General features: G+C 70.5%; 22 protein-coding genes, 3 tRNA genes and 1 pseudogene. 14 read left to right on the forward strand and 12 right to left on the reverse strand.

What is annotated here, in order from left to right; genetic code table 11:
• Positions 1–20: 20 nt before the first annotated feature.
• Together V5O40_RS17075 and V5O40_RS17080 are read right to left on the reverse strand one after the other, a co-directional pair.
• Complete coding sequence (locus V5O40_RS17075; protein WP_332906372.1) at positions 21–1,619, reverse strand: ricin-type beta-trefoil lectin domain protein; 1,599 nt, start codon at positions 1,617–1,619, stop codon at positions 21–23.
• A 164-nt stretch (positions 1,620–1,783) separates the two neighbouring features.
• Positions 1,784–4,045 (reverse strand): hypothetical protein, encoded by a 2,262-nt coding sequence (locus V5O40_RS17080; protein WP_332906373.1) that lies wholly within the window; start codon positions 4,043–4,045, stop codon positions 1,784–1,786.
• Positions 4,046–4,170: 125 nt separating this feature from the next.
• Here V5O40_RS17080 and V5O40_RS17085 point away from each other — a divergent pair, with 125 nt between their 5' ends.
• Complete coding sequence (locus V5O40_RS17085; protein ID WP_332906374.1) at positions 4,171–4,875, forward strand: glycosyltransferase family 2 protein; 705 nt, start codon at positions 4,171–4,173, stop codon at positions 4,873–4,875.
• Positions 4,876–4,972: 97 nt separating this feature from the next.
• On the opposite strand, the gene V5O40_RS17090 is transcribed toward V5O40_RS17085, so the two are convergent.
• Positions 4,973–5,860 carry a transketolase family protein gene (locus V5O40_RS17090; RefSeq protein WP_332906407.1) on the reverse strand — a complete coding sequence of 296 codons (888 nt, stop codon included), beginning with the start codon at positions 5,858–5,860 and terminating at the stop codon, positions 4,973–4,975.
• A 2-nt stretch (positions 5,861–5,862) separates the two neighbouring features.
• On the reverse strand, positions 5,863–6,588 hold the full coding sequence (locus V5O40_RS17095; protein WP_332906375.1) for a transketolase: 726 nt from the start codon (positions 6,586–6,588) through the stop codon (positions 5,863–5,865).
• Positions 6,589–6,634: 46 nt separating this feature from the next.
• Between V5O40_RS17095 and soxR the strand changes: the two genes are divergently transcribed.
• Positions 6,635–7,072 (forward strand): redox-sensitive transcriptional activator SoxR, encoded by a 438-nt coding sequence (gene soxR, locus V5O40_RS17100; protein ID WP_332906376.1) that lies wholly within the window; start codon positions 6,635–6,637, stop codon positions 7,070–7,072.
• A gap of 64 nt (positions 7,073–7,136) precedes the next feature.
• Here the strand turns inward: soxR and V5O40_RS17105 are convergent, their stop codons facing one another.
• The gene (locus V5O40_RS17105) at positions 7,137–8,114 is read right to left on the reverse strand and encodes an NAD(P)H-quinone oxidoreductase (RefSeq protein ID WP_332906377.1); all 978 of its coding nucleotides are present in this window, start codon (positions 8,112–8,114) and stop codon (positions 7,137–7,139) included.
• Positions 8,115–8,263: 149 nt separating this feature from the next.
• On the opposite strand from V5O40_RS17105, the gene V5O40_RS17110 reads away from it, so the two are divergent.
• From V5O40_RS17110 to V5O40_RS17120, 3 genes are all read left to right on the forward strand, one after another.
• A tRNA-Ser gene (locus V5O40_RS17110) sits at positions 8,264–8,350 on the forward strand.
• A 48-nt stretch (positions 8,351–8,398) separates the two neighbouring features.
• Positions 8,399–8,902 carry a hypothetical protein gene (locus V5O40_RS17115; protein WP_332906378.1) on the forward strand — a complete coding sequence of 168 codons (504 nt, stop codon included), beginning with the start codon at positions 8,399–8,401 and terminating at the stop codon, positions 8,900–8,902.
• 85 nt (positions 8,903–8,987) lie between these two features.
• Positions 8,988–9,341, forward strand: coding sequence for a hypothetical protein (locus tag V5O40_RS17120; protein WP_332906379.1), 354 nt, complete (start codon positions 8,988–8,990; stop codon positions 9,339–9,341).
• 13 nt (positions 9,342–9,354) lie between these two features.
• Here V5O40_RS17120 and V5O40_RS17125 read toward each other — a convergent pair whose 3' ends face one another.
• The gene (locus tag V5O40_RS17125; protein WP_332906380.1) at positions 9,355–9,510 is read right to left on the reverse strand and encodes a hypothetical protein; all 156 of its coding nucleotides are present in this window, start codon (positions 9,508–9,510) and stop codon (positions 9,355–9,357) included.
• Positions 9,511–9,659: 149 nt separating this feature from the next.
• On the opposite strand from V5O40_RS17125, the gene V5O40_RS17130 reads away from it, so the two are divergent.
• Positions 9,660–10,193: a YbhB/YbcL family Raf kinase inhibitor-like protein gene (locus tag V5O40_RS17130; protein ID WP_164448869.1), complete on the forward strand. Its 534-nt coding sequence runs from the start codon at positions 9,660–9,662 to the stop codon at positions 10,191–10,193.
• Between the two features lie 102 nt (positions 10,194–10,295).
• Here the strand turns inward: V5O40_RS17130 and V5O40_RS17135 are convergent, their stop codons facing one another.
• Positions 10,296–11,006: a class I SAM-dependent methyltransferase gene (locus tag V5O40_RS17135; protein WP_332906381.1), complete on the reverse strand. Its 711-nt coding sequence runs from the start codon at positions 11,004–11,006 to the stop codon at positions 10,296–10,298.
• Positions 11,007–11,216: 210 nt separating this feature from the next.
• On the opposite strand from V5O40_RS17135, the gene V5O40_RS17140 reads away from it, so the two are divergent.
• Entirely contained in the window at positions 11,217–13,043 is a 1,827-nt protein-coding gene (locus V5O40_RS17140) for a hypothetical protein (protein ID WP_332906382.1), read from the forward strand.
• Between the two features lie 14 nt (positions 13,044–13,057).
• Here the strand turns inward: V5O40_RS17140 and V5O40_RS17145 are convergent, their stop codons facing one another.
• Positions 13,058–13,774 carry a hypothetical protein gene (locus V5O40_RS17145; protein ID WP_332906408.1) on the reverse strand — a complete coding sequence of 239 codons (717 nt, stop codon included), beginning with the start codon at positions 13,772–13,774 and terminating at the stop codon, positions 13,058–13,060.
• A gap of 345 nt (positions 13,775–14,119) precedes the next feature.
• On the opposite strand from V5O40_RS17145, the gene V5O40_RS17150 reads away from it, so the two are divergent.
• On the forward strand, positions 14,120–15,634 hold the full coding sequence (locus V5O40_RS17150; RefSeq protein ID WP_332906383.1) for a peptide deformylase: 1,515 nt from the start codon (positions 14,120–14,122) through the stop codon (positions 15,632–15,634).
• A 178-nt stretch (positions 15,635–15,812) separates the two neighbouring features.
• Here the strand turns inward: V5O40_RS17150 and V5O40_RS17155 are convergent, their stop codons facing one another.
• Complete coding sequence (locus tag V5O40_RS17155) at positions 15,813–16,934, reverse strand: globin domain-containing protein (protein ID WP_332906384.1); 1,122 nt, start codon at positions 16,932–16,934, stop codon at positions 15,813–15,815.
• 154 nt (positions 16,935–17,088) lie between these two features.
• Here V5O40_RS17155 and V5O40_RS17160 point away from each other — a divergent pair, with 154 nt between their 5' ends.
• The gene (locus V5O40_RS17160; protein WP_332906385.1) at positions 17,089–17,859 is read left to right on the forward strand and encodes a CPBP family intramembrane glutamic endopeptidase; all 771 of its coding nucleotides are present in this window, start codon (positions 17,089–17,091) and stop codon (positions 17,857–17,859) included.
• Positions 17,860–17,949: 90 nt separating this feature from the next.
• On the opposite strand, the gene V5O40_RS17165 is transcribed toward V5O40_RS17160, so the two are convergent.
• Positions 17,950–18,597: a hypothetical protein gene (locus tag V5O40_RS17165; protein ID WP_332906386.1), complete on the reverse strand. Its 648-nt coding sequence runs from the start codon at positions 18,595–18,597 to the stop codon at positions 17,950–17,952.
• Between the two features lie 88 nt (positions 18,598–18,685).
• Here V5O40_RS17165 and V5O40_RS17170 point away from each other — a divergent pair, with 88 nt between their 5' ends.
• From V5O40_RS17170 to V5O40_RS17190, 5 genes are all read left to right on the forward strand, one after another.
• Complete coding sequence (locus V5O40_RS17170; protein WP_332906387.1) at positions 18,686–19,324, forward strand: hypothetical protein; 639 nt, start codon at positions 18,686–18,688, stop codon at positions 19,322–19,324.
• Between the two features lie 522 nt (positions 19,325–19,846).
• Positions 19,847–19,937, forward strand: a tRNA-Ser gene (locus V5O40_RS17175).
• A gap of 34 nt (positions 19,938–19,971) precedes the next feature.
• Positions 19,972–20,044: transfer RNA gene (locus tag V5O40_RS17180), tRNA-Arg, on the forward strand.
• A 292-nt stretch (positions 20,045–20,336) separates the two neighbouring features.
• Positions 20,337–21,689, forward strand: a complete 1,353-nt coding sequence (locus V5O40_RS17185; RefSeq protein ID WP_332906388.1) for a helix-turn-helix domain-containing protein — start codon at positions 20,337–20,339, stop codon at positions 21,687–21,689.
• A 2-nt stretch (positions 21,690–21,691) separates the two neighbouring features.
• Positions 21,692–22,417 (forward strand): creatininase family protein, encoded by a 726-nt coding sequence (locus tag V5O40_RS17190; protein WP_332906389.1) that lies wholly within the window; start codon positions 21,692–21,694, stop codon positions 22,415–22,417.
• 74 nt (positions 22,418–22,491) lie between these two features.
• Here the strand turns inward: V5O40_RS17190 and V5O40_RS17195 are convergent, their stop codons facing one another.
• Together V5O40_RS17195 and V5O40_RS17200 are read right to left on the reverse strand one after the other, a co-directional pair.
• Positions 22,492–23,280: a class I SAM-dependent methyltransferase gene (locus V5O40_RS17195; protein WP_332906390.1), complete on the reverse strand. Its 789-nt coding sequence runs from the start codon at positions 23,278–23,280 to the stop codon at positions 22,492–22,494.
• A 155-nt stretch (positions 23,281–23,435) separates the two neighbouring features.
• A pseudogene (locus tag V5O40_RS17200) lies at positions 23,436–23,858 on the reverse strand (transposase family protein); the annotation flags it as partial.
• Between the last annotated feature and the right edge of the window lie 176 nt (positions 23,859–24,034).

Here is a 24,034-nt window from a genome sequence, read left to right on the forward strand (position 1 = left end):
GGCCCCGCCTGCTTCCGGCGTCAGTACACCCGGGAGCCGATGAAGTCGTCCCGCCCGTACCCCACGGGCTGGGCGAACGACCGCGACTCGAACGACCACTGCTGCCGGGAACTGCTGGAGCAGGTGGCCAGCCGCAGTCGGGGCGTACCGAACAGCGGGTTGTCGAAGGCCAGACAGAGGTTGGTGGCACCGGCGGCGCGGATCTGGTTGCCGGAGATGGTGAACCGCTGGTTGGTGCCGCCGTGGCAGTCGTAGACGTTAACCGCCGTGCCCGACCGCAGCGAACCACCGGCCACGTCCAGGCAGCGGTCGTGGGAGAGCTCGGAGTGCAGCGACTGCCGGGTCGGGTCGTACCAGAAGCCCTGGTTACGTCCGCCATGGCAGCGGTACGACTGCTGGGCCGTGCCGTTGCGTGAGTCGTACCCCTTGCCGTCCACGCAGGTGCCGGTGGCGGCGTTGCGCAGCTGCCGGAACTCCATCAGGCCGGCATAGAGCTGGCCGTTGCCGGTGCTGGCCGGGTCGACGCAGGTGCCCTGCTGCTGGCCGGAGGCGTAGAACTGGGTGATGCACTGGGCGAACATGCCGTGTCCCCGGTAGTTCGGGTGGAACGACTGGCGGGCCGCGTTCTCGTCCCAGATCCCCACCTCGATGTAGAGCCCGCGTACCGAGGTGTTGTCGGTGCAGACCTCGTGGCCGTGGAAGAGGCGGCTGGCGTCGAGGTAGCGGGTGCCGGTGTTGGCCGCCGCCGCCCGCAGCGCCGATTCGAACAGCGGCACCGCCTTGTTCCGGGCGAACGCGGCGTCGGCGAGGTACAGCAGGCAGCCGCCGGAGTACCAGCCGGGGAAGTTCGGGTTGTCCTCCACGTCCGGACTGGCCGGGCTGGAGTACGACATGAACACCAGCTCGTAGTCGGAGCTGAGGTAGCCGGCGTTCGTCATGGTCCGGCGGATGTCGGTGAGCGCCTCCTCGACGGCCCGGCGGCTGCCGTCGGTGCGTACCGTCCACTGGTCGGTGTAGGTGGGCCAGCACGGGCCCTGGAAGAGGACGCGGCGGATGGCGCAGTCGGTGGCGACCGGGCCGAACTGGATCGTGCCGTCGCCGTTGGCGCCGGCCACCACCCAGATCAACTTGATGTGCGTGTTGCGCGCCTTGATCGCCAGGTGGTCGCCCTGGTTCAGCTCGTTGTGCTGGGTCGGCCCACCGGCGATCAGGTTCCACGGAGTGGCGCCGGAGCAGGCGATGTTGTAGCGCTCGTCGGCGGCGATACCGGTGCGGAAGACCGCCTGGTCGTACGAGCGGTCGCACCAGTTGCCCGGCTGGTGGGTGCCGGGCACGTAGTTGCCGACCCCCTCACCCGAGATCTGGCTGTCACCCATGGTGATCAGTGCGGTGCGGCGCTGGTCGATCGGCCGGATGCCGGGGTCGCCGTAGAGCGCGGTGGCCTCGGCGGCGCGGATGGTTTCGAGGTGGGCGGGGAGCGGCTGGACGGCGGGACGGTCGGCCGCGGCGGCGGGTGAGGCCGTGGCCAGCATCGGCAGGACGAGAGCGGTGGCGAGGACGGCGACCTCGGCAAGGCGCCGTCGAGGTGTCCGTTCACGCCTGGCGTGGGTACCAGACATCGACGCACTCCTTTCGGTCCGATCGCGGGACGTCGATCGGGTTACCGGACGGTAACGCGTGCGATGCAGGTATGTGAATACGTCTCAGAATACTTGCGTGCTGCGGCGAACCGGGCCAATGGTCCTTTACCGGCCCGGACCGCTCGGCGTGCCGCGTCGACCGGTCACCGCTGCTCCGGCAGGGCATAGCCGACGTAGCTGCGGAACTCCAGCCGCCAACCGGCGGGCACCAGGTCGGCGCAGAGTTTCCGGCTGCCGACACAGAGGATCGCGTCGACCGAGGCCGGATCGGCCGGTGGCCGGTCGTCAAGCACCGACTGGAGCGCCAGCAGCTCGGGCGGGGTGCCGTCCGCGTCGCGGAGCAGCAGCCACCAGGGGTACTCCCAGTCGTCGTTGCGCTGGGACAGCCCGATCCGGCGCGCGTCGGCGGCCCGGACCGCGTCGGCCGCCCACCGGTACTCCTCCGCCCACAGCGGACGCCGGACGAACCGGCTCTCCCAGTCGGAGGTGGTGAAGACCGAGCCCGCACCGACCAGCCGGCGCGGAAAGCCGTACGACACCGCCAACACCCCGGCCAGTGCACAGGTGGCCAGCACCGTCACCGCGAGCCCGGCGGCGACGGATCGCCGACCGCCGGTGCCCGCCGGATCACCGCCGCGCACGCCGGACGCGACCCGACCCGAGCGGCGGAAGAGGGCGTCGAGCCAGAGACCGGCCAGCGGCACCGAAGCCGCCAGAGCGTAGAGGATCAGCCGGTTCCCCCACGGCTGCCACTTGATCATCGCGGTGTGCAGGACCACGGCGACGACCACCACCAGGGCGTACCCGCGCAGCGCCCCCGCCGCGCCCGGACTGACCCGGGCCGGCCGGCGCAGCGCCGCCACCGCGCCGATCAGTGCCAGCACACCGGCCAGCGGGAAGGCCACCCGGTCCTCGTCGGGATACCAGGACGCGACCGGGAAGATCTCCCGACCGAACGTGATCGCCCGGTCCTGCGGGTCGACCCCGATCAGTCCCGCCACCCCGATGATCGCCTCGGCGGACACCTCACGCAGCGGAGCCAGCGGAGTGTCCAGCGCGGTGTGTCCGATCCGGAGCGCGTTCACCAGCACCGACGGTGGGTCGTGGCGTTCCATCGGCACCGACTCGCGCAGCCGCTCCGGCCCCAACGGATGGCCGAACTCGACGTACACCCGGCCCAGGAAGGGGCCGACCAGCGCGGCGGCGACCAGCAGGACCAGCACCGAGGCACCGGCGGTACGGGCGATCCCGGCGACCGGGGCCCGGCGGTGCGTGGTCGACCTGTCGAGGTACGCCAGGCGTAGCTGGCCCACTCCCCAGAGCACCAGCAGCGGACCGACCGCGAGCAGCCCGCTGGTCTTGGTGACCGCGGTCAGCCCGGTGGCCGCTCCGAGCGCGAGCAGGTCACCCAGGTGCGCGCGTCGACACAGCCCGTCCAGCGCGAGGGTGCCGGCGCAGAGCACCCAGGCGGCGCAGACCAGGTCGGTCTGGGTGCTGGTCGCCTGCAGGGTGACCATCGGCGTGGTGGCCAGCACGAACACGGTGAGCAACTGCGCCCGCCGGCCGCCACCGAGCTGCGCGGTCACCCGGGCGACCGCGAGCAGGCAGACCAGGCCGGCGGCCCACTGCACCAGGTGATGCAGCGCGTCACCGCCGGTCAGCAGCCGCAGGTGCAGCAGCAGGTACTCGGCGCCCGGCGGAATGGTGACCTGCCGGTGGATCGCGGTCGCCCAGAACGTCAGGTCGCCCTGGGCAACCCACCGTTCCACCTTGGGCAGGTGGTACGTCTGCGAGTCGTAGTTGTTCGGCGCGGCCAGCAGGGCGATCAGCAGTTCGACCAGGACCAGCCCGCCGACCGTACCGGCGAGCAGCCGTTCCCCACGGCTGGTCGTACGCCAGAGATCGCCGGCGGCGCTGCGCCAGCCGCCGGTCGTGGCGGCACCCGGGCTGGTGTCCGGATCGGTCGGCGCCGGACGGTCCGGACCCACGGTGACCGTGCCGACCGTCGCCGTGGCCCCCGACGCCGCGCCGGCACCCGCCGCGCCGGATCGGGCAACGCCCGCCAGCGTCGGTGGCGTGCCACCACCGACGGTCACGGTGCCCCGGGGCCCGGCCGCGTCCCGCTCGCGGCTGCGGTTGTCGACCCGCCGTCGCCACACCGCCGCCACCGCCGCCACGATGAGGAAGCTCAGCCACGTCAGGGCGAAGGCGGGCGCGGTGAGCAGCCGCAACGCACCGAGTACCTCGACGGTCGCCACCGCGAAGGTGCCGACGACAAGGGTCGCCCGGAGCGCCGCGAGCCGTCGGGGAGCCACGACGCCCAGGCGTCGTGGCCGTAGGGCCACGCCGAGTAGACCGAGCGCGGCGACGGGAACCAGGACGAACGGGAAGCCGGCGGCCGACATGGCCGGAAGTAAACACCATCAGCCTGGACGCCCGAGCGTGGATCGCCGTCGGTGGTCGTCGCCACCTGGCTGACCTGCCGGGCTAGGCTATGGCCGACACATTGCCCGCCCTCGTGGAGATTCCCGTGAAGCTGTCGATCCTCATGCCGGTCTACAACGAGGAAGAACGCATAGCGGATGCCCTCAAGCAGGCGCTGGCGGTGGAGTATCCGTGCGAGATCGAGCTGCTGGTGGTCGACGACGGCAGCCGCGACGGCACCGGGGAGATCCTCGGGCGCGCCGACGACGCCCGGCTGCGGGTCATCACCCACCAGCGCAACGCGGGCAAGGGCGCGGCCATCCGCACGGCGGTGGCCAACGCCGACGGCGAGTACATGGTCATCCTCGATGCCGACCTGGAGTACGACCCACAGGACATCCCCAAGCTGCTGGCCCCGGTGCTGGACGGCCGGGCGACGGTGGTCTACGGCAACCGCACCTTCGGCAGCCACAGCGCCTACAGCTTCTGGTACGTGATGGGCAACAAGGGCGTCACCATGGCGGCGAACGTGCTGTTCAACTCCTACATCGGCGACCTGGAGACCTGCTTCAAGCTGATGCCGGTCGCGCTCTACCGCTCGCTGGACGTGCGTTCCCGTGGATTCGGCATGGAGGCCGAGGTGACCGGCAAGCTGCTGCGGCGCCGCATCCGACCGTACGAGGTGCCGATCAGCTACCGGGCCCGGGGACGCGAGGAAGGCAAGAAGATCACCTGGCGGGACGGTGTCGAGGCGCTCTGGATCCTCGGCCGCGAGCGCACCCGTCGCAAGCCCGGCACCACATCCCGCTGAGCGTCCTGCCGACTGCGCGGCGAGGCGGGTGCCGGTCGCAACATGCCGGGCCGTACGTCGTCCGGGTGGACCGCGACACGCCGCGACCGGGCAGTGCTCAGACCAACGCCGGTGACAGGAAATCGGTGATCGAGCGGCGCAGCCCGGCCGCGTCGAGCCCGTGCCACCGGGCGTGATCCGCCGCCGAACCGTAGCGGCGCAACTCCTCGCGCCGAACCCCGAGCGCCGACAGCCGGTGCGGTCGGTCGGCCAGCGCGGCCGAGATCAGCCGGGCCGAGGTGCCCGCCAGGTACGGCTCGACAAGGACCACCGCGCTGTCCGCGAGCGCCCGTAGTCCGGCGGTGTCGAACGGGCGGGGCCGGTGGGTGTACGCCACGGTCACCGGCAGGTCCGCGGTCGCGTCGAGGGCCGCGTCCACCGTGGGACCGACCGCCACCAGCAGCGCCGCCCCCGGCCCGGCGTCCCGGAGCACCCGCAGGTCGCCCGCCTCCGGGTACGCCTGCGCGTTGCTCTGGGTGGAGAGCCGCACGTATGCCGAGCCCTGGCCGCAGACCACGGCGCGCAGCAGCCCGGGTACCTCGTCCCGATGCCCGGGCACGTGCACCGTCCAGTCGTGCAGGGTGTCGATCAGGGCGACGTCCGCCGGGCCGAGATGGGTGCGCCCGGCTGCCGCCCGGTCGTACGACGCCCCGACGCTCACCAGCACCGCGCCGACCCCCTGGTGGTCGAGATCCAGCTTGATCTGCTCGTACGCCCGCTCCACGAGGAACGGTGCGTAGCTGTGCACGATGGGGCGCAGCCCGGTCAGTGCCAGGCCGCCCGCCACTCCCAGCATGAGCTGCTCCCGGATGCCGACGTTCACCACCCGGTCGGGATGCCGGGCGGCGGCCGGAGCGAACGCCGCGGCGGAGATGTCGGCCAGCACGACGACCGTGCGAGGGTCGTCCAGGAACGCGGTCGTGGTGGCCACGAAGGTGTCCCGCACGGTCACTCACCGTCCCCGACGAGCGCGACGACGAGGTGTGGCCGGTGACCGTGGTGTCCGGTCAGTGCCGGGTGGAGGGCGTCCCGGTCCCGTCCGTCCACCGTGGCGGCGGTCCAGCCGTTGGCGGTGAACCGGGTGGCCACTCCGCCCGGCCAGCCGTGGGTGGCGGAGAAGTTGTCGACCACGATCGCGGTCAGGTTGCCCAGCCCGACCGCTCCGGCGTACGCGATCGCCTCGTGATTCGAGCCCTCGTCCAACTCGGCGTCGCCGAGCAGCACGTAGACCCGGGGGGCGAGCCGGCCCTGGGCGCGTAGCCCGAGTGCGGTGCCGACACCCAGCCCCAGACCGTGCCCGAGCGAGCCGGAGCCGATCTCCACGCCGGGGATCAGGGTGCGGTCCGGGTGGTCACCGAGCCGACTCGACGGCCCGCCCTGGTCGTCGAGCCAGTCCGGCGGAATGAAGCCCTTCGCGGCGAGCAGGGCGTAGTAGCCGGCCACCGCGTGGCCCTTGGAGAGCAGGAAGCGGTCACGGTCAGGGTCGTCGACGGTCGCCGGGCTGATCCGTAGCACCCGGTCGTAGAGCACCTGGAGCACGTCGAGGGTCGACAGGACGTTCGCACCGAACTCCCGGCCGGCGCGAACGCGCTCCAGCAGCGGGGCGAACCGGTCGCGTCCGTCGATCGGGGCGGCGGCCTCGGCGACCCGGGCCGTGGTGGCGGATGTGGTCATACGGATAGCCTGCAAGTTGAAGCGGGGTTCAACTCAAGGCGACGTGATGCAGGAAGCATTGACCATCGGCCAACTCTCCGCCCGCAGTGGGGTGGCGCAGTCCGCGCTGCGCTACTACGAGCGGTTGGGGCTCATCCGGGCCGAACGGACCAGCGGCAACCAGCGCCGCTACCACCGTGGCGAGCTGCGCCGGGTGGCGTTCATTCGGATCGCCCAGCAGGTCGGCATCTCGCTCGAGGAGATCCGGGCCGCGCTCGACTCGCTGCCCGCCGGCCGTACCCCCACCGCCGAGGACTGGGCCAAGCTCTCCACCGCCTGGCGGGCCAGGCTCGACGAGAAGATCCGGCTGATGAGCCGGCTCCGCGACGACCTGGACGCCTGCATCGGCTGTGGCTGTCTCTCGCTGCGGCGCTGCACCCTCTACAACCCCGAGGACAACCTGGCCGGCGAGGGCCCCGGGGCCCGCCTCGTGCTACCCGGCTAGTCTCCCGCCCGGCTGCCCGGCTGCCCGGCTGCCCGGCTGCCCGGCTGCCGGCACGTGATCCGGCTCAGCCGACGGTGAGCAGGACCTTGCCGACGTGCTCGTTGGACTCGACGAGCCGATGCGCCTGCGCCGCCTCGGTGATCGGCAGTCGCCGGTCGATCACCGGCCGCACCCGGCCCGCCTCGACCAGCGGCCAGACCTGTTCGCGTACCCCGCGTACGATCGCCGCCTTCTGCTCAAGCGGCCGCGAGCGCAGCGCGGTGGCCGCGACGGTGCCGCGCTTGGCCAACAGCGCACCCAGATCCAACCCACCCTTGCGACCGCCCTGCATGCCGATCACCACCAGCCGTCCGTCGGCGGCCAGGGCGGCGACATTCCGACCCAGGTACGACGCGCCCATGATGTCCAGGACGACATCCGCCCCCCGGCCGTCGGTGACCCGCCGGACCTCCTCGACGAAGTCCTGCTCCCGGTAGTCGACAAGCAGGTCGGCGCCCAGCGCACGCAGCCGCTCGTGCTTGCTGGCCCGCGCGGTCGCCACCACCCTCGCACCGAGCGCGGCACCGAGCTGGATCGCGAACGTGCCGATGCCACTGCCGCCGCCGTGCACCAGCAGCGTCTCGCCGGCGGCCAGACGGGCCACCCGCACCACGTTCGACCAGACCGTGCAGGCCACCTCCGGCAACGAGGCGGCGTCGACCAGGTCGACGCCGGCCGGCACCGGCAGCAGCTGCCCGGCCGGCACCGCCACCCGTTCGGCGTACCCGCCGCCGGCCAGCAGCGCGCAGACCTGATCGCCCACCCGCACGCTGGCCACCCCGGGACCGGTCGCGCTCACCACCCCCGAGCATTCCAGCCCGGGGTACGCGGGCGCGCCCGGCGGGGGCGGGTAGTGCCCCTGCCGCTGCAACAGGTCGGCCCGATTCACCGCGGTCGCCCGTACGTCCACGACCACCTCACCCGGACCCGGCTGCGGGTCCGGCACCTCGCTCCAGGTGAGTACGTCGGGTCCGCCAGGCTCGGCAATGGTGATCGCTCGCATGGGCCCAGTCTTACCCGATCCCGGGCCGGCTCCACGTCGCGCCCCGAGCGACCACGCAACGTCAGTGCTCACGGCGCACCGGGTAGCTCGACCGTTCGCCGGCGTACGCGGCGTGGCAGACTAGGCACGGCCGCGCACCGCGTGGTCCGGGAGGGTTCGCCTAGTGGCCGATGGCGCTGGTCTTGAAAACCGGTAAGGCAGCGATGTCTTCGTGGGTTCGAATCCCACACCCTCCGCACTGAGCACATGTTTCCGTCCTTGCTGTCCCCTTCAGGACAGCCGCAATGGCGGGTGTCTGCGACCATGCGCGCGTGACTATTGGTGCCAACCGGATCCGCGGATACCTCGCAGCCGCAACGTTGGTGCTGTGCAGCCTCGGCGTCACGGTGTGGGTGGCGGTGAAGGGCGGGTCCGCTCAACCACTCGACGGAGTGACGAGCGCCTTCCTCGCGGTACTGTCCGGTCTGTTCCAGATCCTGGGTGCCACCGCTGCGGCCCGAGCGGGGAAGGTCGACCCGGGGCACGCGCGGAGCGCGGTCACCCGGCTGACCCGGATCGGTCTCCGCGCTCAGCAGGCCGAACAGTGGGCGAACATGACCAAGGACTCGGGCAGCACGGTGAAGAGCCGAGAGGCGCTGGGACAGATCGGTCTGCTGCTGTCGTACGTGCAGGAAGACGCGAGCGACATGATCGATGAATGGCGCCACTTCCACCCAGGGGAACTGGGGAAGATCCGCAGCGTGGAACTCGTTTCTCCGGATCGGTCGGCGGAGGTGCGGCGTGGTTGACCGGCTTGAGGGTCGAGTTCGTGAGGTGCTGGGGAATCAGAGCTTCCGGTTGGACATAGGCGCCCGGCACGGGGTCGAGGTGGGTATGCGGTTCGCGATTATCGACAACCGGCAGGTCCACTCCGCACTGCTGAAGATCGTGAGCGTTGAGCCGAGTGAGTCGGTCGGCCGGGCGTTCACCGAGTTCGCGTCCAAGGACGATCTCGCGAGAGCCGTGGGAGCCCCGGGCTGGACCGGCGGTTCGGCCGTGGGAGCCGTCACGGGCTCAGTGATCGGCTCGGTGCTGCTGCCGGGACTGGGTGGGGTGCTGGGTGCGGTCGTCGGCGGTGTCGTGGCGGGAGAGGCCAGGAGGCGACGGTTCTCGTCGTTCGCCCCGGGCGACCCCGTCATCCAGCTCCTCGACGTCGAAGACAGCGAGGACATCCGGACCAAGGGCTGATCTGCGGCTGGTCTCACCGCTCCGGAGGGCGTTTGCGCTGTTCCTCGCGGATCTTCTCGTCGGCGAGCCGGTCCAGTGCCCGGCGGCGTTCGTCGTTGAGGGCCGCCTCGTCACGTCGGCGTACGGCATCGATGACGGCGGTGATGAAGTCACGCCAGACCCCGGCCAAGAGACTCCTTCGCTAGTTGTTGCAGGGTGACAACCGCCGTGAGGCGCTCTCGGTTACGGCGGACTTGAGGCCGGTTCTGTCGAATGTCAGCGCGGCACAGGGTATGAAAGGGGCGCAGAACACCACTTCCACCGGAAGGACCTGTGTCGATGACCCTGGAACGTCCCATCGCTCCGGACCCGTACGAGCTGCTGCCGACCGTCGCCTCCTTCACGCTGACAAGTGACGATGTACAGAACGGTGAGCCGATGGACGCCGCTCACGCGCACGGCAGCACCGGTGGCGACAATGTCTCGCCGCAGCTGGCCTGGTCGGGTTTCCCGGCCGAGACCAAGGGTTTCGTGGTGACCTGTTTCGACCCCGACGCACCGACCGGCAGCGGCTTCTGGCACTGGGTGCTGGTGAACCTGCCGGCCGACGTGACGGAACTGCCACGTGGCGCGGCCGAGAAGGATCTGAAGGGCGCGTTCACCGTACGCAACGACTACGGGGAGCACGGTTTCGGTGGTGCCGCGCCGCCGCCCGGTGACCGTCCGCACCGGTACGTCTTCGCGGTGCACGCCCTCGACGTCGAACGCCTCGACGTCACCCCGGAGGCGACCCCCGCCTACGTCGGCTTCAACCTCGCCTTCCACACCCTGGCCCGGGCCACCATCCGCCCCACCTACCAGATTCCCGGCTGACCCGACCCGTCCTCGCTCGATCATGAGGTTGGCGGCGACTTCGATCTTCGAAAGTGCCGCCGACCTCATGGTCGACGGGATGGGTTCGGTCCCGAGCGGAGGTCAGGAGGGGGTGCGGGCCACGGCGAAGACGGACTGGCCGAAGGGGGGACGGACGAGCTGCTCGGCAGCCTTGGTGGCGGGGAGGACCAGGGTGTCGTAGACCTTCACCATCGGGCCCTCCTTCGGCATCAGGCGGAAGACCTTGGTGGCCATGAAGTAGCCGATCAGGCCGAGCGCGTTCGCGTAGTGGATCTTCTCCACCCGCAGGCCCGCCTCGGTCATCGCGCTGGCCAGGGTCTTCTTCGTGTACCGCCGGACGTGGCCGGTGGCGATGTCCGCCGGGCTCATCGCGAACTGGAACGCGGGCACGATGATGACCACCGCGCCACCGGGCCGGACCAGTTGACCCATGCTGCGCAGCGCGCCGACGTGGTCCTCGATGTGCTCAAGCACGTTGTAGGAGACCGCGGCGCTGTATTCGCCCCGCTCCGCGTTGGGCAGCAGCATCTGGCGAACCTCGATCGAGGGTCGGTCCGCGAGGCGCTCCTTGAGGGCGACAAGCCGGTCCGGGTCGGCCTCGGTGGCGGTGAACCGGGGGAAGCTCTCGCTCCACTCCAGGGCGTAGTCGCCCAGGCCGCTACCGATCTCGATGGGGTGATCGCCCAGGTAGGGCACGGCCAGCTCGACGAACCAGCGCCGGTGGTTGACCGCCGTGGCGAGGCCCTCCAGGACCTCGGACTGCACGCGCTGATCCCCAGTGATTTCTGCCATGCGTCGCTTCCTCACGATACGACTCGACCCGCGTCGGGACCGACTGAGTGAACCATCCGCTCGGACGGCGGGAATATCGGGGCCCGCGATGGCCGATTAACGGTAGGGGTGGCTGCACGATCGGTGGTGGCCAGCGAACCTTGCCGATACTACGCCAGTGCCTTGAAGCCCGCACGCTGGCCACTTAGGCCGACTACGCTGTGAATTGTTATGACTACTCCCGATTCGGCGCGACAGGTGCCGCGGTCCGAGGCGGGAGGGGCGACGCGCCGGCCGGAACGGCCGAGTGGCGGGGCGGGTTCGGGGCGGTGGAGGGACACCGCGGCGGTGGCGAGCTTCGCGGTACTCGGCCTCTGGGTCACCGCACGGATGTGGCTGAATCCGCACGACGGCATTCGCGACAACCCTACCGATATGGCGCAATTCGAGTGGATGTTCGCGCATGGTGCCCGGGTCGTCACGGAATTCGCCTACCCGTTTTCGTCGGACCGGATGAATGTGCCGGAATCGGTCAATCTGATGGCGAATACGTCGGTTCTGTCCGTCTCGTTGCCGATGACGCCGATAACGCTGCTGTTCGGCACCCGGGCCGCGTTCCTGGTATTCCTCACCCTCGGCCTGATCGCCACCGCCACCGCCTGGTACTTCCTGCTCTCCCGCGTGGTGCTGCCCGGCGCCCGCGGGCCGGCCTGGCTGGGTGCGACGTTCTGCGCGTACGCGCCAGCGATGGTCTCGCACGCCAACGCGCATCCGAACATCGTGTCGCAGTACGTGGTACCGCTGATCATCTGGCGGACCCTGCGGCTCGGTGACTCCGGGCGTTGGTTGCGCAACGGCCTGCTGCTGGCCCTGGTGATCGTCTGGCAGGCGTTCCTGAACCTGGAGATCCTGCTGATGACCGCGATCGGTGTCGCCGTGGTGGTCGTCGCGATGGTGATCGGCCGGTCCGAGCTGCGGGTCCGGGTCCGTCCGTTCGCCGCGGGCATCGGGGTGGCCGCCGTCGTCTCCGCCGTGCTGCTGGCCTATCCGCTGTACGTGCAGTTCTTCGGTCCCGGCGCCTACCACGGGCTGTCCTGGGTGATCCGGGGCTACTCCACGGACCTGGCCTCGTTCTTCGCCTACTCCCGCGAGTCACTGGCCGGTGACGCCCGCAGCGCCGCCGGACTGGCCAAGAACCCCACCGAGGAGAACGCCTTCTTCGGTTGGCCGCTGGTGATCCTCGTGACGGCACTCGTGTGGTGGCTGCGGCGCAACGTCGTGGTGCTCGGCCTGGCCGCGCTCGGGCTGCTCTTCGCGGTGCTGTCGCTCGGCCGGGAGATCCGCTTCGACCGGCGCGGAACCGGCGTACCCGGGCCGTGGGCGCTGCTGGAGGAACTGCCGGTGCTGCACTCGGTGGTGCCGACCCGCTGGGCGCTGGCCATCACCCCGATCATCGGACTGATCCTGGCGTACGGTGCGGAGCGCGTCCGCGACCTGGCGTCCCGGTACCCGGACCGTCGGTCGCAGATCCGGCTCGCCACAGTGACCGGGCTGGCGATGGCGTTGGTGCCGGTGCTGCCCACTCCGCTGCCGACAAAACGGCTCGAACCGGTCCCCGCGTTCGTCAGCTCCGGTGCCTGGCGTCCCTACCTGGCCGGCGGGCGCAGCGTGGTGACGTTGCCGTTGCCCGACACCGAGTACGCCGAACCGCTGCGCTGGTCCGCCCGCACCCGGCAGGAGATGCCGATCGCCCGTGGCTACTTCCTCGGCCCGGACACCCGGCCGGGGCGGAACCGGGTCGCCCTGTTCTCCGCGCCCCCGCGCCCTACCAGCAGCTTCTTCGACACCATCCGTCGTTCTGGCGAGGTGCCGCCGATCAGCGAGCGGACGCGTCGGATGGCGGTGGAGGACCTGCGGTACTGGCGGGCCGGGGTGGTGATCCTCGGGTCGCACGAGCACGCCGACGCGCTGCGAACCGGGATGACCGAACTGACCGGAATCGAGCCCGAGCACACCGGCGGCGTCTGGCTCTGGGACGTGCGCCCGCTGACGGAGTGAGCGGCGGGACCAGCTCAGCTGCGGATGCAGCAGCCCTGGCAGACCTTCGGCTGGGGCAGGGTGAACGCCAGGCAGCAGGTGCGGCGCTGCACGATCGGTTCACCGTTCGGCCCGGGCACCAGCTCCACCAGGTCGGCCAGGTCGAGTGCGTCGAGCAGTGTGTCGATCGCCTCGACCGTGGAACCGGGCACGTTGTCAGCGGCACGCAGCAGCCCGTGGGCGATACCGGACGCCACCGAGCCGAGGAGGGTGCGGGCGCCGATCCGCACCCTGCCCTGGATCGCGGAGACCACGGGCGACAGGTGCCCGTCCAGGAGGGTGGCGCGCAGTGCGGTGAGCAGCTCCCGCTCGTCGGCCACCACCCGGACCTGGGGCAGCCCGGCGAGCGCCAGCGGATCGTTCGGCAGTACCGCGACCGGGATCGACTCGCGTAGTCCCACGGTCACCAGGGCGCGCCGGTCGGCGAAGTGGATCAGTGCCTCGGTGTGGTCGAGCAACGGCACCCGGCGGGCGGCTGCCCAACCGAGCACCACCGGCAGCGCGGCCCAGTAGCTGTACGCCTTCCAGGCGAGCGCGGCGGAGGCGTGCGGGGTGCCACCCCAGAGCCGGACGGCCGAGTCGAGCAGTTCCGGCAGTCGGGTACCGGTGAGGGTGGTCGCCGGGGCCCAACCGGCCTCGTCGACGACCAGTAGGCCCGGGGCCAGCCCAGGAAGATCGTCGGTGCCGAACATGGCCCGCAGGGTTCCGGTGACCGGCGCCAGGGGCGTGGTGGCCGGATCCTGGCGGGGCAGCACCGCTGTCACCTGATCCACCCCCCACTCGATCCGAAGCGTCCATGAGCCTACTAAGGCTAGCCTAACCACACTTCTGGGCGCAGGGGAACCCGACGGTGGGATTGGGTGGGCGACCCGGGTCACGGGGGGCCGGTGGGCGCTACGGACGGTGTCGGCGTGGAAACTGCGGGCAGTATCGGTAGGAATCTCACATCAGTCAAGGTTCTTGTCGACTAGGTGCCAGATGAGTGTGCGGCCGGCGACTCAACGTGAAACTTGGTACTCCCGGCCACGAGGAAGCTGATGACGACCTCACCGCTCGATCGGGCTGCCGACTCCTTCGCCGCCGAACTCGCCCGGCACCGGACGGAACGGGGGCTGTCCAAGAAACAGCTCGCCACCCTGATGGGCTTCGACCCCTCGTACGTCAGTCACGTCGAGGGACGCCGGCACCGGCCCACGGAGGACTTCGCCCGGCGTGCCGAGGCCGTCCTGGAGGCCAGCGGCGCGATCTGGCAGCGCTTCCGGGAGTACGACGACCTTCGCCACGCCCGCGGCGAACGCAACCATCGGGAAGCCGGCCTGCCCGGCCAGTGGATGCCGCCCGGCACCGGACTGATCGTCGAACGCGAGACGGCCGTCCTCACCCACACCGAGGACGCCTATCGCTGCGTCATCCGCCGTGAGCTGTACAACGCCGGTGTCGAGCCGGTCACCCGCTACCTGATCCGCGTCGCCGTGGACCGCTACCCGAGCGATCCGGGCCGCTCCAACCGCCACCACCGGGAACACCCGCTCAGCTTCGCCGAACTGCAACTGTCCGCCTGCCGCGAGGAGTTCGGCGAGCGGGAGACCATGCACTGGCGCGCAAAGCACGACCGGGACGCGTTCAAGGAGATCTGGCTGCTCTTCGAGAACGGCGAGCGCCGGTTTCCGCTCTACCCCGGTCGCCGCGCCACCATCGAGTACGCCTACACCGTCGGGCAGGACAAGTGGGGGCCGTGGTTCCAGCGGGCGGTCCGCGTACCGACCCGGCATCTCGCCGTACGCCTGGACCTGCCGGTCGCACTGGATCCTCAGGTCTGGGGCGCGGAAACCTCGCTCTCGGCGGAGGAGGGCCCGCTGCGCACGGCGGTGACCCGTCGCGACGAGGGCGGGCGGGCGATCTTCGACTGGGCGACCGACGAGCCGCCGCTGAACGCCCGGTACCGGTTGCAGTGGCGGTTCCGGGCCCAACCGGAGCCCGAGGCGGACGGCGGGCGCGTCCGACCGTCGGACCGGATGCGCGGGCTCGGCATCGTGCAGCGCGGCGCCGACCTGCTGCGCCAGCCGGCCCGTCCGTTCGACCTGCCGCGCGAGGAACCGGTCGCCCGGGAGATCGTCGACCGGCTGGTCACCGCGCTGGCCCGGCTGGACGAACTGCACCCCTTCACCAAGGGAGTGGGCATCGCCGCCCCGCAGCTCGACCTCGACCGGGCCGCCGCTGTGGTCCGCCCGCCGGACCGCACCGCCGAGCCGGTCGTGCTGCTCAACCCCCGGGTGGTCGACGCGGCACCACACACCGACGAGCAGTACGAGGGGTGCCTCTCCTTCTTCGACCATCGCGGACTGGTGCCCCGACCGCTGCGGCTGGACGTCGAACACGCACAGTTCGACGGCGGTCGGGTCATCACGTCCTTCGAGTTCGGCATGGCCCGGCTGGTCGCGCACGAGATCGACCACCTGGAAGGTCGGCTCTACGTCGACCGGATGGCACCCGGGGTGCCGCTGGTGCCGATCGAGGAGTACCGCGAATCCGGCCACCCGTGGCGCTACTGATCCCGGCGGGACGGCCCCCGCTGACCGGTCTCACGGGGCGCGACCCCGCCCGCCCGGGTGGGAACGACGGCCGGACGGGCGAGGTGGCGCGGGGCGGTGCCGGTCCGCCCGATCGGGGGACCGGGGCGCGTGCCCCAGGGGGCAGGGGCACGCGCCCCGGCTCGGGGGGAGCAAAGTTCTACAGGGTGCCGAACGTGTCGTACCGGGTCCGCTGCGGCGGTACGTCGTCGGCGGCGAGCACCCGGAGCGTGGCACGCACCATCGGCGCCGAACCGGAGACGAAGCAGTCGTGCGTCGTCCACGGCCCGTACCGGGCCACCACGTCGGAGATCTCGCCCTGCTCGCCGTCGAAGTCCGGGTCGTCGCTGCACGCCGGAGTCACCGAGAGCCACGGATGGGCGGCGACCAGATCCCGCAGCCGGTCCAGGCCGTACAGGTCCGACTCGGTCCGGGCACCGTAGAAGACGTGCACCCAGCGAGCCCGGTTGTAACCGGCCAACTCCTCCACCAGCGCCTTGATCGGAGCCAGTCCGACGCCACCGGCGACGCAGAGGATGTCCCGCTCGGACGAGCGGTCGACCGTCATCGAGCCCATCGGCGCGGCCACCCGCAGCAGGTCGCCCGGCCCGGTACGACGGACCAACGCGCCGGAGACCCAACCGGCGGCGTCGGCCGGCGTCCGGACGTGGAACTCCAGCACGTTGTCGTCGTTCGGCGCGTTGGCGATCGAGTACGTCCGCCACACTCGGGGATGGTGGCGCGGCACCTCCACGCTGACGTACTGCCCCGCCTTCCAGGACAGCGGATGCTGTAACGCCCGGCAGGTGAGGACGGCCGTGTCCGGGCCGTGCCGCTCATGGGTCAGCACCTCGGCGTGCCAGAACGGTGGGTCGTCGTCCGCCGCCGCCCCGGCGAGCATCTTCTCGGCGATCGCCGCGTACGCGTCCCGCCACGCCTGGTCGTACTCCAGGTTCCAGCCGTCACCGGCGATGCTGCGCAACGCGTCCAGCAGCGCCACGCCCATCGTGTCGTAGTGGGCCGCCTCGACGTGGTACTTGCGGTGGTCCCGGCCGAGCGCGCGGAGGAACTCGTCGAAGCCCTCCGGGTCGTCCACCGTGTGGATCGCCGCGATGATCGCTTCGAGCAGTCGGTCGCCCTGGCCGGTCATCTGGACCGGGAAGAGCTTGCGCAGCTCCGGGTCGAGGAGGAAGAGCCGGGCGTAGAAGTGACCGCTCAGCCGGACCCGGTCCTCCTCGACCAGGGTCCAGCTCTCCTTCAGCAGCCGCGCGAAGTTGTCCACCTGGGCGCTCCTTCTTCTGACGGCGGATCGGGCCCAGACAGAATCTCCACGGAGCGTGTATGAAGGTCGCACAGAATGTGCGATCGCATCATGAGGGTTGCTCGCCGGAGGGCGGGTGTCACCAGGAGCGTCGGCGGTCGGGCAGAGTGGACCGGTGACCGTTGAGCTCACCCGCCCGGTGTCCCGCCGGCTGCTCGGCACCGAGACGCTGCTGGTACTCGGCCTCTCGCTCGGCCAGTCGGCCGTGTACGCCGCCGTGTCGATCATCGCGAAGTTGACCGCGGAAGGCGGCCTGTCGCGGCAGACCGCCGCGCTGAACACCTCCGCGTCGGCCCGGCCCTACCTCGACCTGGCGTACCAGCTGCTCGGCATCGTCTTCGCGTTGCTGCCGGTACTGCTCGCCGTGCACCTGCTGGCGCGAGACCCCGGCGATCCGGCGCGGACCCTCGGCCTGGACGCCGGACGGCCCGGATCCGACCTGGCCCGGGGCACCGGCCTGGCGGCGCTGATCGGGCTTCCCGGCCTGGCGCTGTTCTGGGCGGCGGCCCAGCTCGGCATCAACGCCACCCTGGTGCCGGCCGCCCTGCCCGACCTGTGGTGGACGGTGCCGGTGCTGATCCTCGCCGCGTTCCAGAACAGCATCCTGGAGGAGGTGATCGTGGTCGGTTACCTGATGACCCGGCTGCGTCAGCTCCAGTGGCGGGTCGGCGCGATCATCGCCACGAGTGCGCTGCTGCGCGCCTCGTACCACCTCTACCAGGGTTTCGGGGCGTTCATCGGCAACGCGGTGATGGGTGTGGTGTTCAGCCTCTTCTACCTGCGTACCCGTCGGGTCATGCCACTGGTCGCGGCCCACGCCCTGCTGGACATCGTCGCCTTCCTCGGCTACGCCCTGCTCCCCCGCGACTGGTTCACCTGGCTCTGACCAGCCGCCCCTTCTGTGGCAGGTGATCAAGAGGTTCGCGCCTGCCCGATCGGCGTGTCATGACGCGAACCTCTTGGTCAACCGCCTCCGTCAGTGACCGGGGCGAGGCCGGCGGGCTGGGCGGTAGTCGGTGGTGGCGCGGTAGTGGGTGGTGGCGCGGGCGGCGAGGCGTTCGGCCACCGACGAGTTGCCGGCCGCCGCGGTCAACGCCGCCGTACCCGGCAGCAGCCGGGACACCAGCCGCAGCGCCAGCCAACCACCCGCCTGCGCGGCCAGCGGGGCCGCCAGTCGCCAGGCCGCCTCGACCGCCCGAAGTCCAAGCTCCTCCTCCGGTCCCTGCGCCGCCCGCGCCGCCGCCACCGCCGACTCCGCGCTCGCCAGGTCGGGGTGCACCTGCGTCAGGGTGAGCAGCTCCGCGGCCCGGTCCGGATGCGCCGGATCATGTCCGTACGCCGCCGCCAGGTGCAGCACCAGGTTCGCCTGCGACCAGAGCACCACCGCCAGTTCGACCACCGGCGCGACGACCCCGGTGAGCGCGGCGGTCGCCCCACCGACCCCGGCCTGCCGGGCGAAGCGGCGGGTGGCCAGCCGCGCCAACCCGTCCGCATCCGCCCCCGGGTACAACTCCCGCAGCCGCCGGGCCCACTCGGCCGCGCCGGGTCCGAGGGCCTCCACCGCGGTCAGCGCCAGCAGCTCCGGAGCGAAGCCCGGGTGGTCGAGCACTCGCGCGACGATCATCCGCAGCTCCGACTCCGGCGTACGCTCCGAAACGCCGCGCCCGGCGACGGCGTCGAGCGGCGCGGCCCCAGCCGCCACGCTGGTGGTCGTGGCGCCGGTGGCTGGTCCGCCGCCGGCAGTCGCGCTGGTGGGCGTGCCGCCGGTGACCGGCGCGTCGGTGGCCGTCTCGCTGATGTGCGTGTCGTCGGTGACCGGTCCGCCGGTGGCCGTCCGGACTGCTTTCTTCGTGGCTTTCCGGGCCGCCTTCACCGGTGCCGTCTCGGTAGCCGTAGCCGCCTCGTCCGGGGCGGCAGCCGCGCCCGCTGTCGTTCGCCGCGTGGCCTTCCTCGCCGCCTTCGCAACGGTCGGCGCCGCGCTTACCGGTTCAGGTGTCTTCTCGTCGCCCGCTCGCGCCCTTCTCCGCGCCGCGGCCTTTCCTGCCGGAACCCCTCCGGCCTCGGTCGCCGCCGAACCCGTCGTCGCACTGCCCGGCTGCCCCGAAGCCGCCTTCCCGGTGTCGACGGGGCCGGTGTCGATGGTCCGGGAAGCCGTGCCGCTGTCGTCGCTCCGCTGGCTGCCCGCCTTCGTGGCCTCGACGGCTCGGGCGTCGACCGACCGGGCTTCGGAGCCGGCAGATCCGGCCTGCGTTGGCAGGGTCCTGTCCGGGGCCGCCTTCCGGCGGGTGGGGGGGACGTCAGCCGGAGCCTTGTCCGCCTTGGCGGGGTCGACACCCGCGGCCGCCGACTGACCGGCCCGACCGCGGCGACGCGCCGCGGGTACCGCCGTCGCATCCCCGCTCTTCCCGGTGACCGGCGAGACCGTACGTTCGCCGGGGTCGACCACCCCGGAGCCGCTGGTGAACGGCGGCACCGGAGCGACCGGAGGCGCGGCGGGGTCCGCCCCGGACCGGGGTGGCAGCGGTTGCTCCGGCACCGGTGGCGGCTGGAAAAGCACGCTCGGTGCCGCCTTCGACCGCCGAGGACGGGACCCGGCAGGATCCTCCTGATCCTCGGGCGGCGGCGGTGCCGGAGGTGCCGGCGGTGGCGTGAAGGTCGCCTTCGGGGAGCGTCGACGGGCTCCCTCAGCAGGCTCACGGCGGTTGTGCTCGCTGGGCGGCTGCTCCTGCATGTCGATGGAGCGTAGTCCTGATCACACCAATGCACAGCGGGAGCGGTCCCCGGACACCTGGGCGCAGTCTGTTCCGGTAGTCGCTTTGCTCCCGGCCGGGCGGGGCCTGTATCCTCGGGCCCGGTGGTCTGCGGGCCACCTGGGAGACTTCGCCTAGTCTGGTCTATGGCGCCGCACTGCTAATGCGGTTGGGGTCTTAAAGCCCCTCCCGGGTTCGAATCCCGGAGTCTCCGCGCGAAAGCCGGTGTGTAGACTGGCCGAGCACCAGCGCCCGTAGCTCAACGGATAGAGCATCTGACTACGGATCAGAAGGTTAGGGGTTCGAGTCCCTTCGGGCGCGCAAGATCACAAGGGGTCTGACCTGCCGAAACGGCAGTCAGGCCCCTTACCTGTTGTGTCCCGTGTGGCCGGTTGGTTGCTCGGATGGTGCTCGTGCGACGAGCATCCCTCGTGTCCCGGTCGGTCCGGCGGCGTCCGGCTGGGCGTCCTTTGCCTCGGCCCGGTTTCTGGCGGACGCCGAGGCTGGACTTGGCGTGACTATTACTCGATTGCCTCGGGCCGTCGCGGTAGCTTCGCTCTGCGTCGAACAGTTATCGTGCCCTTCCTGAGGGTTGTGGAGAGTCGGGACTTTCGTGATCGATCCCCAGCAGGTCGAAGACGCCAGACGTGCGCTCGGTGTGGGGCTCGCGCAGCATCGTAGGTCGCGTGGTTTGACGCAGGCCGATGTTGCCGAGCGGGTCTACAGCACGCGGAGCACCATCGCGGGGGTGGAGCGGGGTCAGCAGGTAGCTGATCGCGTCTTCTGGCGGCGGTGTGATCGGCTGCTGGAGGCTGGCGGCGAGCTCCTCGCCGGCTACGACGGATACCGGGATCTGAAGCAGCGCTTTGATCACGAGAGAATCGAGGCGAGGCAACGGGCGCGCTGGGGTGAAGTTGACGACGGTTCACCGCAGGCGCTGGTAGACGTTCCAGTCGCGGGTGGGCTGCCGTCCAGTGGCACGGTGGCGACGACAGCGCTAGCAGACCCTTCGGGCGGCTCGCCCGCACCTGGCCTGGGAGGTGGATCCGCCTCCGTGAGTGTCGATCCCGCCATGGCGCTGCACTGGGAGGAGATGCTCCGGCTCCTCGCCGCGTCGCACAACGTTTTTGGCTCGCGCCAGGTCTACGGGGCGGTCTGCCGAGAGTTAGCTGTTGTTCGCCGTTATCGACACGAGGCGACGGAGGACCTCAAGCCACGTCTTCTGGCGGTTGAGGCGCGGTGGGCGGAGTTCGCTTCGTGGACCGCCGACAATCTCGGAGATGTCAGCGCAGCCACTCACTGGCTCGCCCACGCGCTCGAACTGGCGTGCAGGGCAGGCGACAAGCGGATCGCCGCCTACGTCTTCATGCGCCAAGCACAGCAAGCTGTCGACCGCATTGACGGAGCCCATGCTGCAGGACTTGCCAGAACCGCTGAAAGCCTTGTTTCGCTCACCGATCGTGACCGCGCCCTGTGTTTGATCCGTCAGGCGCAGGGCCACGCCCTCTGCGGCGACAAGTCCCGATCCCTCACCGCTATCAAGGCCGCGCACAAGCTCATCAACCACGCGACGGGCCTGGCCGCGGATGATGCAGACACCATCGGCCACCATTGCACTCACGCCTACCTGCAAGCTCATGAGGGCTACTGCCTGCTACGCCTTGGCCAGGTAAGGGCAGCGGCGCGTGCCCTTGAAGATGCGCTGGAGGGCTGGCCTGTCAACTACCGACAGGACGAGGCGCTGACGCGAAGCTGGCTCGCCCTGTCCTACGCCGCTGCTAACCGGTTGGCCGAGGCGGGCGCCGAAGGAAGCCGCGCCCTCTCCCTGGCCGCCGCGACCGCTTCGGCGCGGGCGATGCGCGCCCTGGGCCAACTGCATGCGCGACTCGCTGGATCCTCGACATCCACGGACGTCATCGAGTTCCGAAACTCCTTCTCCCTTGTCGCCTCAACGGTCAGACTGTGATCATGGATCTGATCTCCACCGCGACGACCACGGACGAGGCCACCCGAGCTGCGGACGTCGCCGTACTTCCGGTGGGCAGTTTCGAGCAGCACGGTGATCATCTTCCGTTGATCACAGACACGATCGTGGCCTGCGCCGTCGCGAAGGCCGTTGCCACCGAGTACGACCTTTTGCTGCTGCCACCGGTAACCATCAGCTGCTCCCAGGAACACACCGGATGGCCGGGTTCGGTGAGTATCCGCTCGTCCACCCTGACCCTGATCATCACTGACGTCGTCGAGTCGCTGCGCCGGGCGGGCGTCGACCGTCTCGTCCTGGTCAACGGCCACGGGGGAAACTACGTGCTGTCCAACGTCGTGCAGGAAGCAAATGTCGGAGCACGCCGCATGGCCCTGTACCCGCGGCGGCAGGACTGGGAGACCGCCCGCCAGCAGGCAGGGCTGGGCAGTACCGGTCACGACGACATGCACGCCGGTGAGATCGAAACCTCCCTTCTTCTGCACCTCTGCCCCGAACTCGTCCGGCCCGGCTACCAGAGCGCTGACCATCTCGCCGATCGCCCGGACCTTCTGGTGCTAGGGATGCGCGGCTACACCGACAACGGCGTCATCGGCAAGCCCTCGCTCGCCACGGCCGCCAAGGGCAAAGCGGTCCTGGACAGCCTGACCGCCTCGTTCGCGACCAGCCTCGCGGTACTCAACCAGCACACTGAGCTGTTTTCAACCTGACTGGTGAGGCTCTTGGACGATTGGAACGACGAGGGCAGTGTGGTGGGAAGCTGTAGTTGGGAGAGGCGCGGCTCTCAATCGGCCGTACCGATCTGCAGCCAGACACGGATCCGCTCGGTGACCTTGTCGCGCCCTCCGAGGGCGTCGCGGACCTCGGCGGTGAAGGTGGCTCGGCCCTGCGGGGAGGGCAGCCGGTCGGCCGACATGGCGGAGAAGACGCCGCCAACCATGTCGTCGACGGTGAGCGGTGCGTCGTACTGTACCGACGACTCCGCGTATCGGTAGCCGGCGCTGACGAGGGCGTCCTGGTTGCGTCGGCGGCCGGCCTCGTCGGTTTGGCACGTCGCCGTGACGGGGTGCCCGAGCAGCCGTTCCATGCATTTGCGCAGCGTCCCGGACCACTCGGCGTCCTGCGACCACAGCGGTGCGCCGTTCGTGATCACGGCGACGCCGCCGCCCGGACGCAGCAGCGGCCGGATGGCCCGGAACAGCGCGTCGCGGTCCATGAAGTGGATGGCGACAGCGACGGTGAGCGCGCCGATCGTCCGGTCGCCGAGAAGCCGGCCCAGCGCGGGCAGGTCGCTGTCATCGCCGAGCAACCAGGCGGTGTTGGCTCTTGCGGCGTTGAGGGCGGCTTGGCGGGCCAGGGCCAGCATGTCCGGCTCCGGGTCCACGCCGATGACGGACCCGACCCTGGCGGCGAGCGGGAGGGTCAACTGGCCGGTGCCGCAGCCGAGGTCAACCACCGTGTCTGCGGCGGCGAGGCCGAACGCTTCGACGAGGGCGTCGAGCACCTCGGGCGGGTAACCGCGTCGGTGCCTTGCGTAGTACGTCGCCACCTCACCGCTGAAGCTCGCTCTCATCTCGACAGCCTGCCCGCAGCACCGATCGGGAAGCGAGCGATTCTGCTCAGGGCATGGCCACCGTGTTGCTCAGTCATCCGAGCCTGAGGTCTGCTGCTTGCGCAACGCCACAGTGAGGTACTCGGTTGAGGGGAACTGTGGCGATGAAGTCGTTCTCAAGCCGGGCAGCGCTGCTCTTTCACGAGCTGAAGGACGAAGATCGCGGCGAGCAGGGCGGTGGCGCGGCGCGGGCAGCAGTGCAGCTTGGTCAGAAGTTTCCAGGTCTTGACGGTGGCGATGGCGCGTTCGCCGATGGCGCGGATCTGGCATGGGAGCGGTTGACCTCGCGCATGGGTTCGGGCAGGTTTCGGCCATAGAAGGGGATGATGACGGTGCCTCGAGCGCCGCGGTAGCCTTGTCGGCGAAGGCATCACCTCTGCGTCGGTGAGCGCGTCGATGATGCCGTGGTGGCGGGCAGCGGTCAGGTCGTGAATCGAGCCGCGCAATGCGGGTGAGAACCAGGCCAGCCGGCCGGCGGCATTAGCGATGACCTGGGCGTTGACCCCGTGACAGCGGTGTTTCCCTGCGTAGCGGCGCCGATCTTGCTTATAACCGGGGCTTGCGAACCCGATGCCTGGCACCGGAGCAGCCACAGGCGGCCACTCGCCCCGCAGGCGCAAGTTTGCATAAGTCGGCGCGAGCGTCAAGACGATGTGGGCAATCCTTTGTGTCCGCTGGACGACAGGCCAGGGCTCGTTAGGCGGCTGCAGGGCTC

The sequence above is a fragment of the Micromonospora palythoicola genome (assembly GCF_036689795.1).
GTDB classification, from domain to species: domain Bacteria; phylum Actinomycetota; class Actinomycetes; order Mycobacteriales; family Micromonosporaceae; genus Micromonospora; species Micromonospora palythoicola.

Coding starts and splice junctions, on each gene's coding strand:
- V5O40_RS17075 (WP_332906372.1), bottom strand. CDS start 1,619: ATGTCTGGTACCCACGCCAGGCGTGAACGGACACCTCGACGGCGCCTT.
- V5O40_RS17080 (WP_332906373.1), bottom strand. CDS start 4,045: ATGTCGGCCGCCGGCTTCCCGTTCGTCCTGGTTCCCGTCGCCGCGCTC.
- V5O40_RS17095 (WP_332906375.1), bottom strand. CDS start 6,588: ATGACCACATCCGCCACCACGGCCCGGGTCGCCGAGGCCGCCGCCCCG.
- soxR (WP_332906376.1), top strand. CDS start 6,635: ATGCAGGAAGCATTGACCATCGGCCAACTCTCCGCCCGCAGTGGGGTG.
- V5O40_RS17105 (WP_332906377.1), bottom strand. CDS start 8,114: ATGCGAGCGATCACCATTGCCGAGCCTGGCGGACCCGACGTACTCACC.
- V5O40_RS17115 (WP_332906378.1), top strand. CDS start 8,399: ATGGCGGGTGTCTGCGACCATGCGCGCGTGACTATTGGTGCCAACCGG.
- V5O40_RS17120 (WP_332906379.1), top strand. CDS start 8,988: ATGCGGTTCGCGATTATCGACAACCGGCAGGTCCACTCCGCACTGCTG.
- V5O40_RS17130 (WP_164448869.1), top strand. CDS start 9,660: ATGACCCTGGAACGTCCCATCGCTCCGGACCCGTACGAGCTGCTGCCG.
- V5O40_RS17135 (WP_332906381.1), bottom strand. CDS start 11,006: ATGGCAGAAATCACTGGGGATCAGCGCGTGCAGTCCGAGGTCCTGGAG.
- V5O40_RS17140 (WP_332906382.1), top strand. CDS start 11,217: ATGACTACTCCCGATTCGGCGCGACAGGTGCCGCGGTCCGAGGCGGGA.
- V5O40_RS17145 (WP_332906408.1), bottom strand. CDS start 13,774: ATGTTCGGCACCGACGATCTTCCTGGGCTGGCCCCGGGCCTACTGGTC.
- V5O40_RS17150 (WP_332906383.1), top strand. CDS start 14,120: ATGACGACCTCACCGCTCGATCGGGCTGCCGACTCCTTCGCCGCCGAA.
- V5O40_RS17165 (WP_332906386.1), bottom strand. CDS start 18,597: ATGATCGTCGCGCGAGTGCTCGACCACCCGGGCTTCGCTCCGGAGCTG.
- V5O40_RS17190 (WP_332906389.1), top strand. CDS start 21,692: ATGGATCTGATCTCCACCGCGACGACCACGGACGAGGCCACCCGAGCT.
- V5O40_RS17195 (WP_332906390.1), bottom strand. CDS start 23,280: ATGAGAGCGAGCTTCAGCGGTGAGGTGGCGACGTACTACGCAAGGCAC.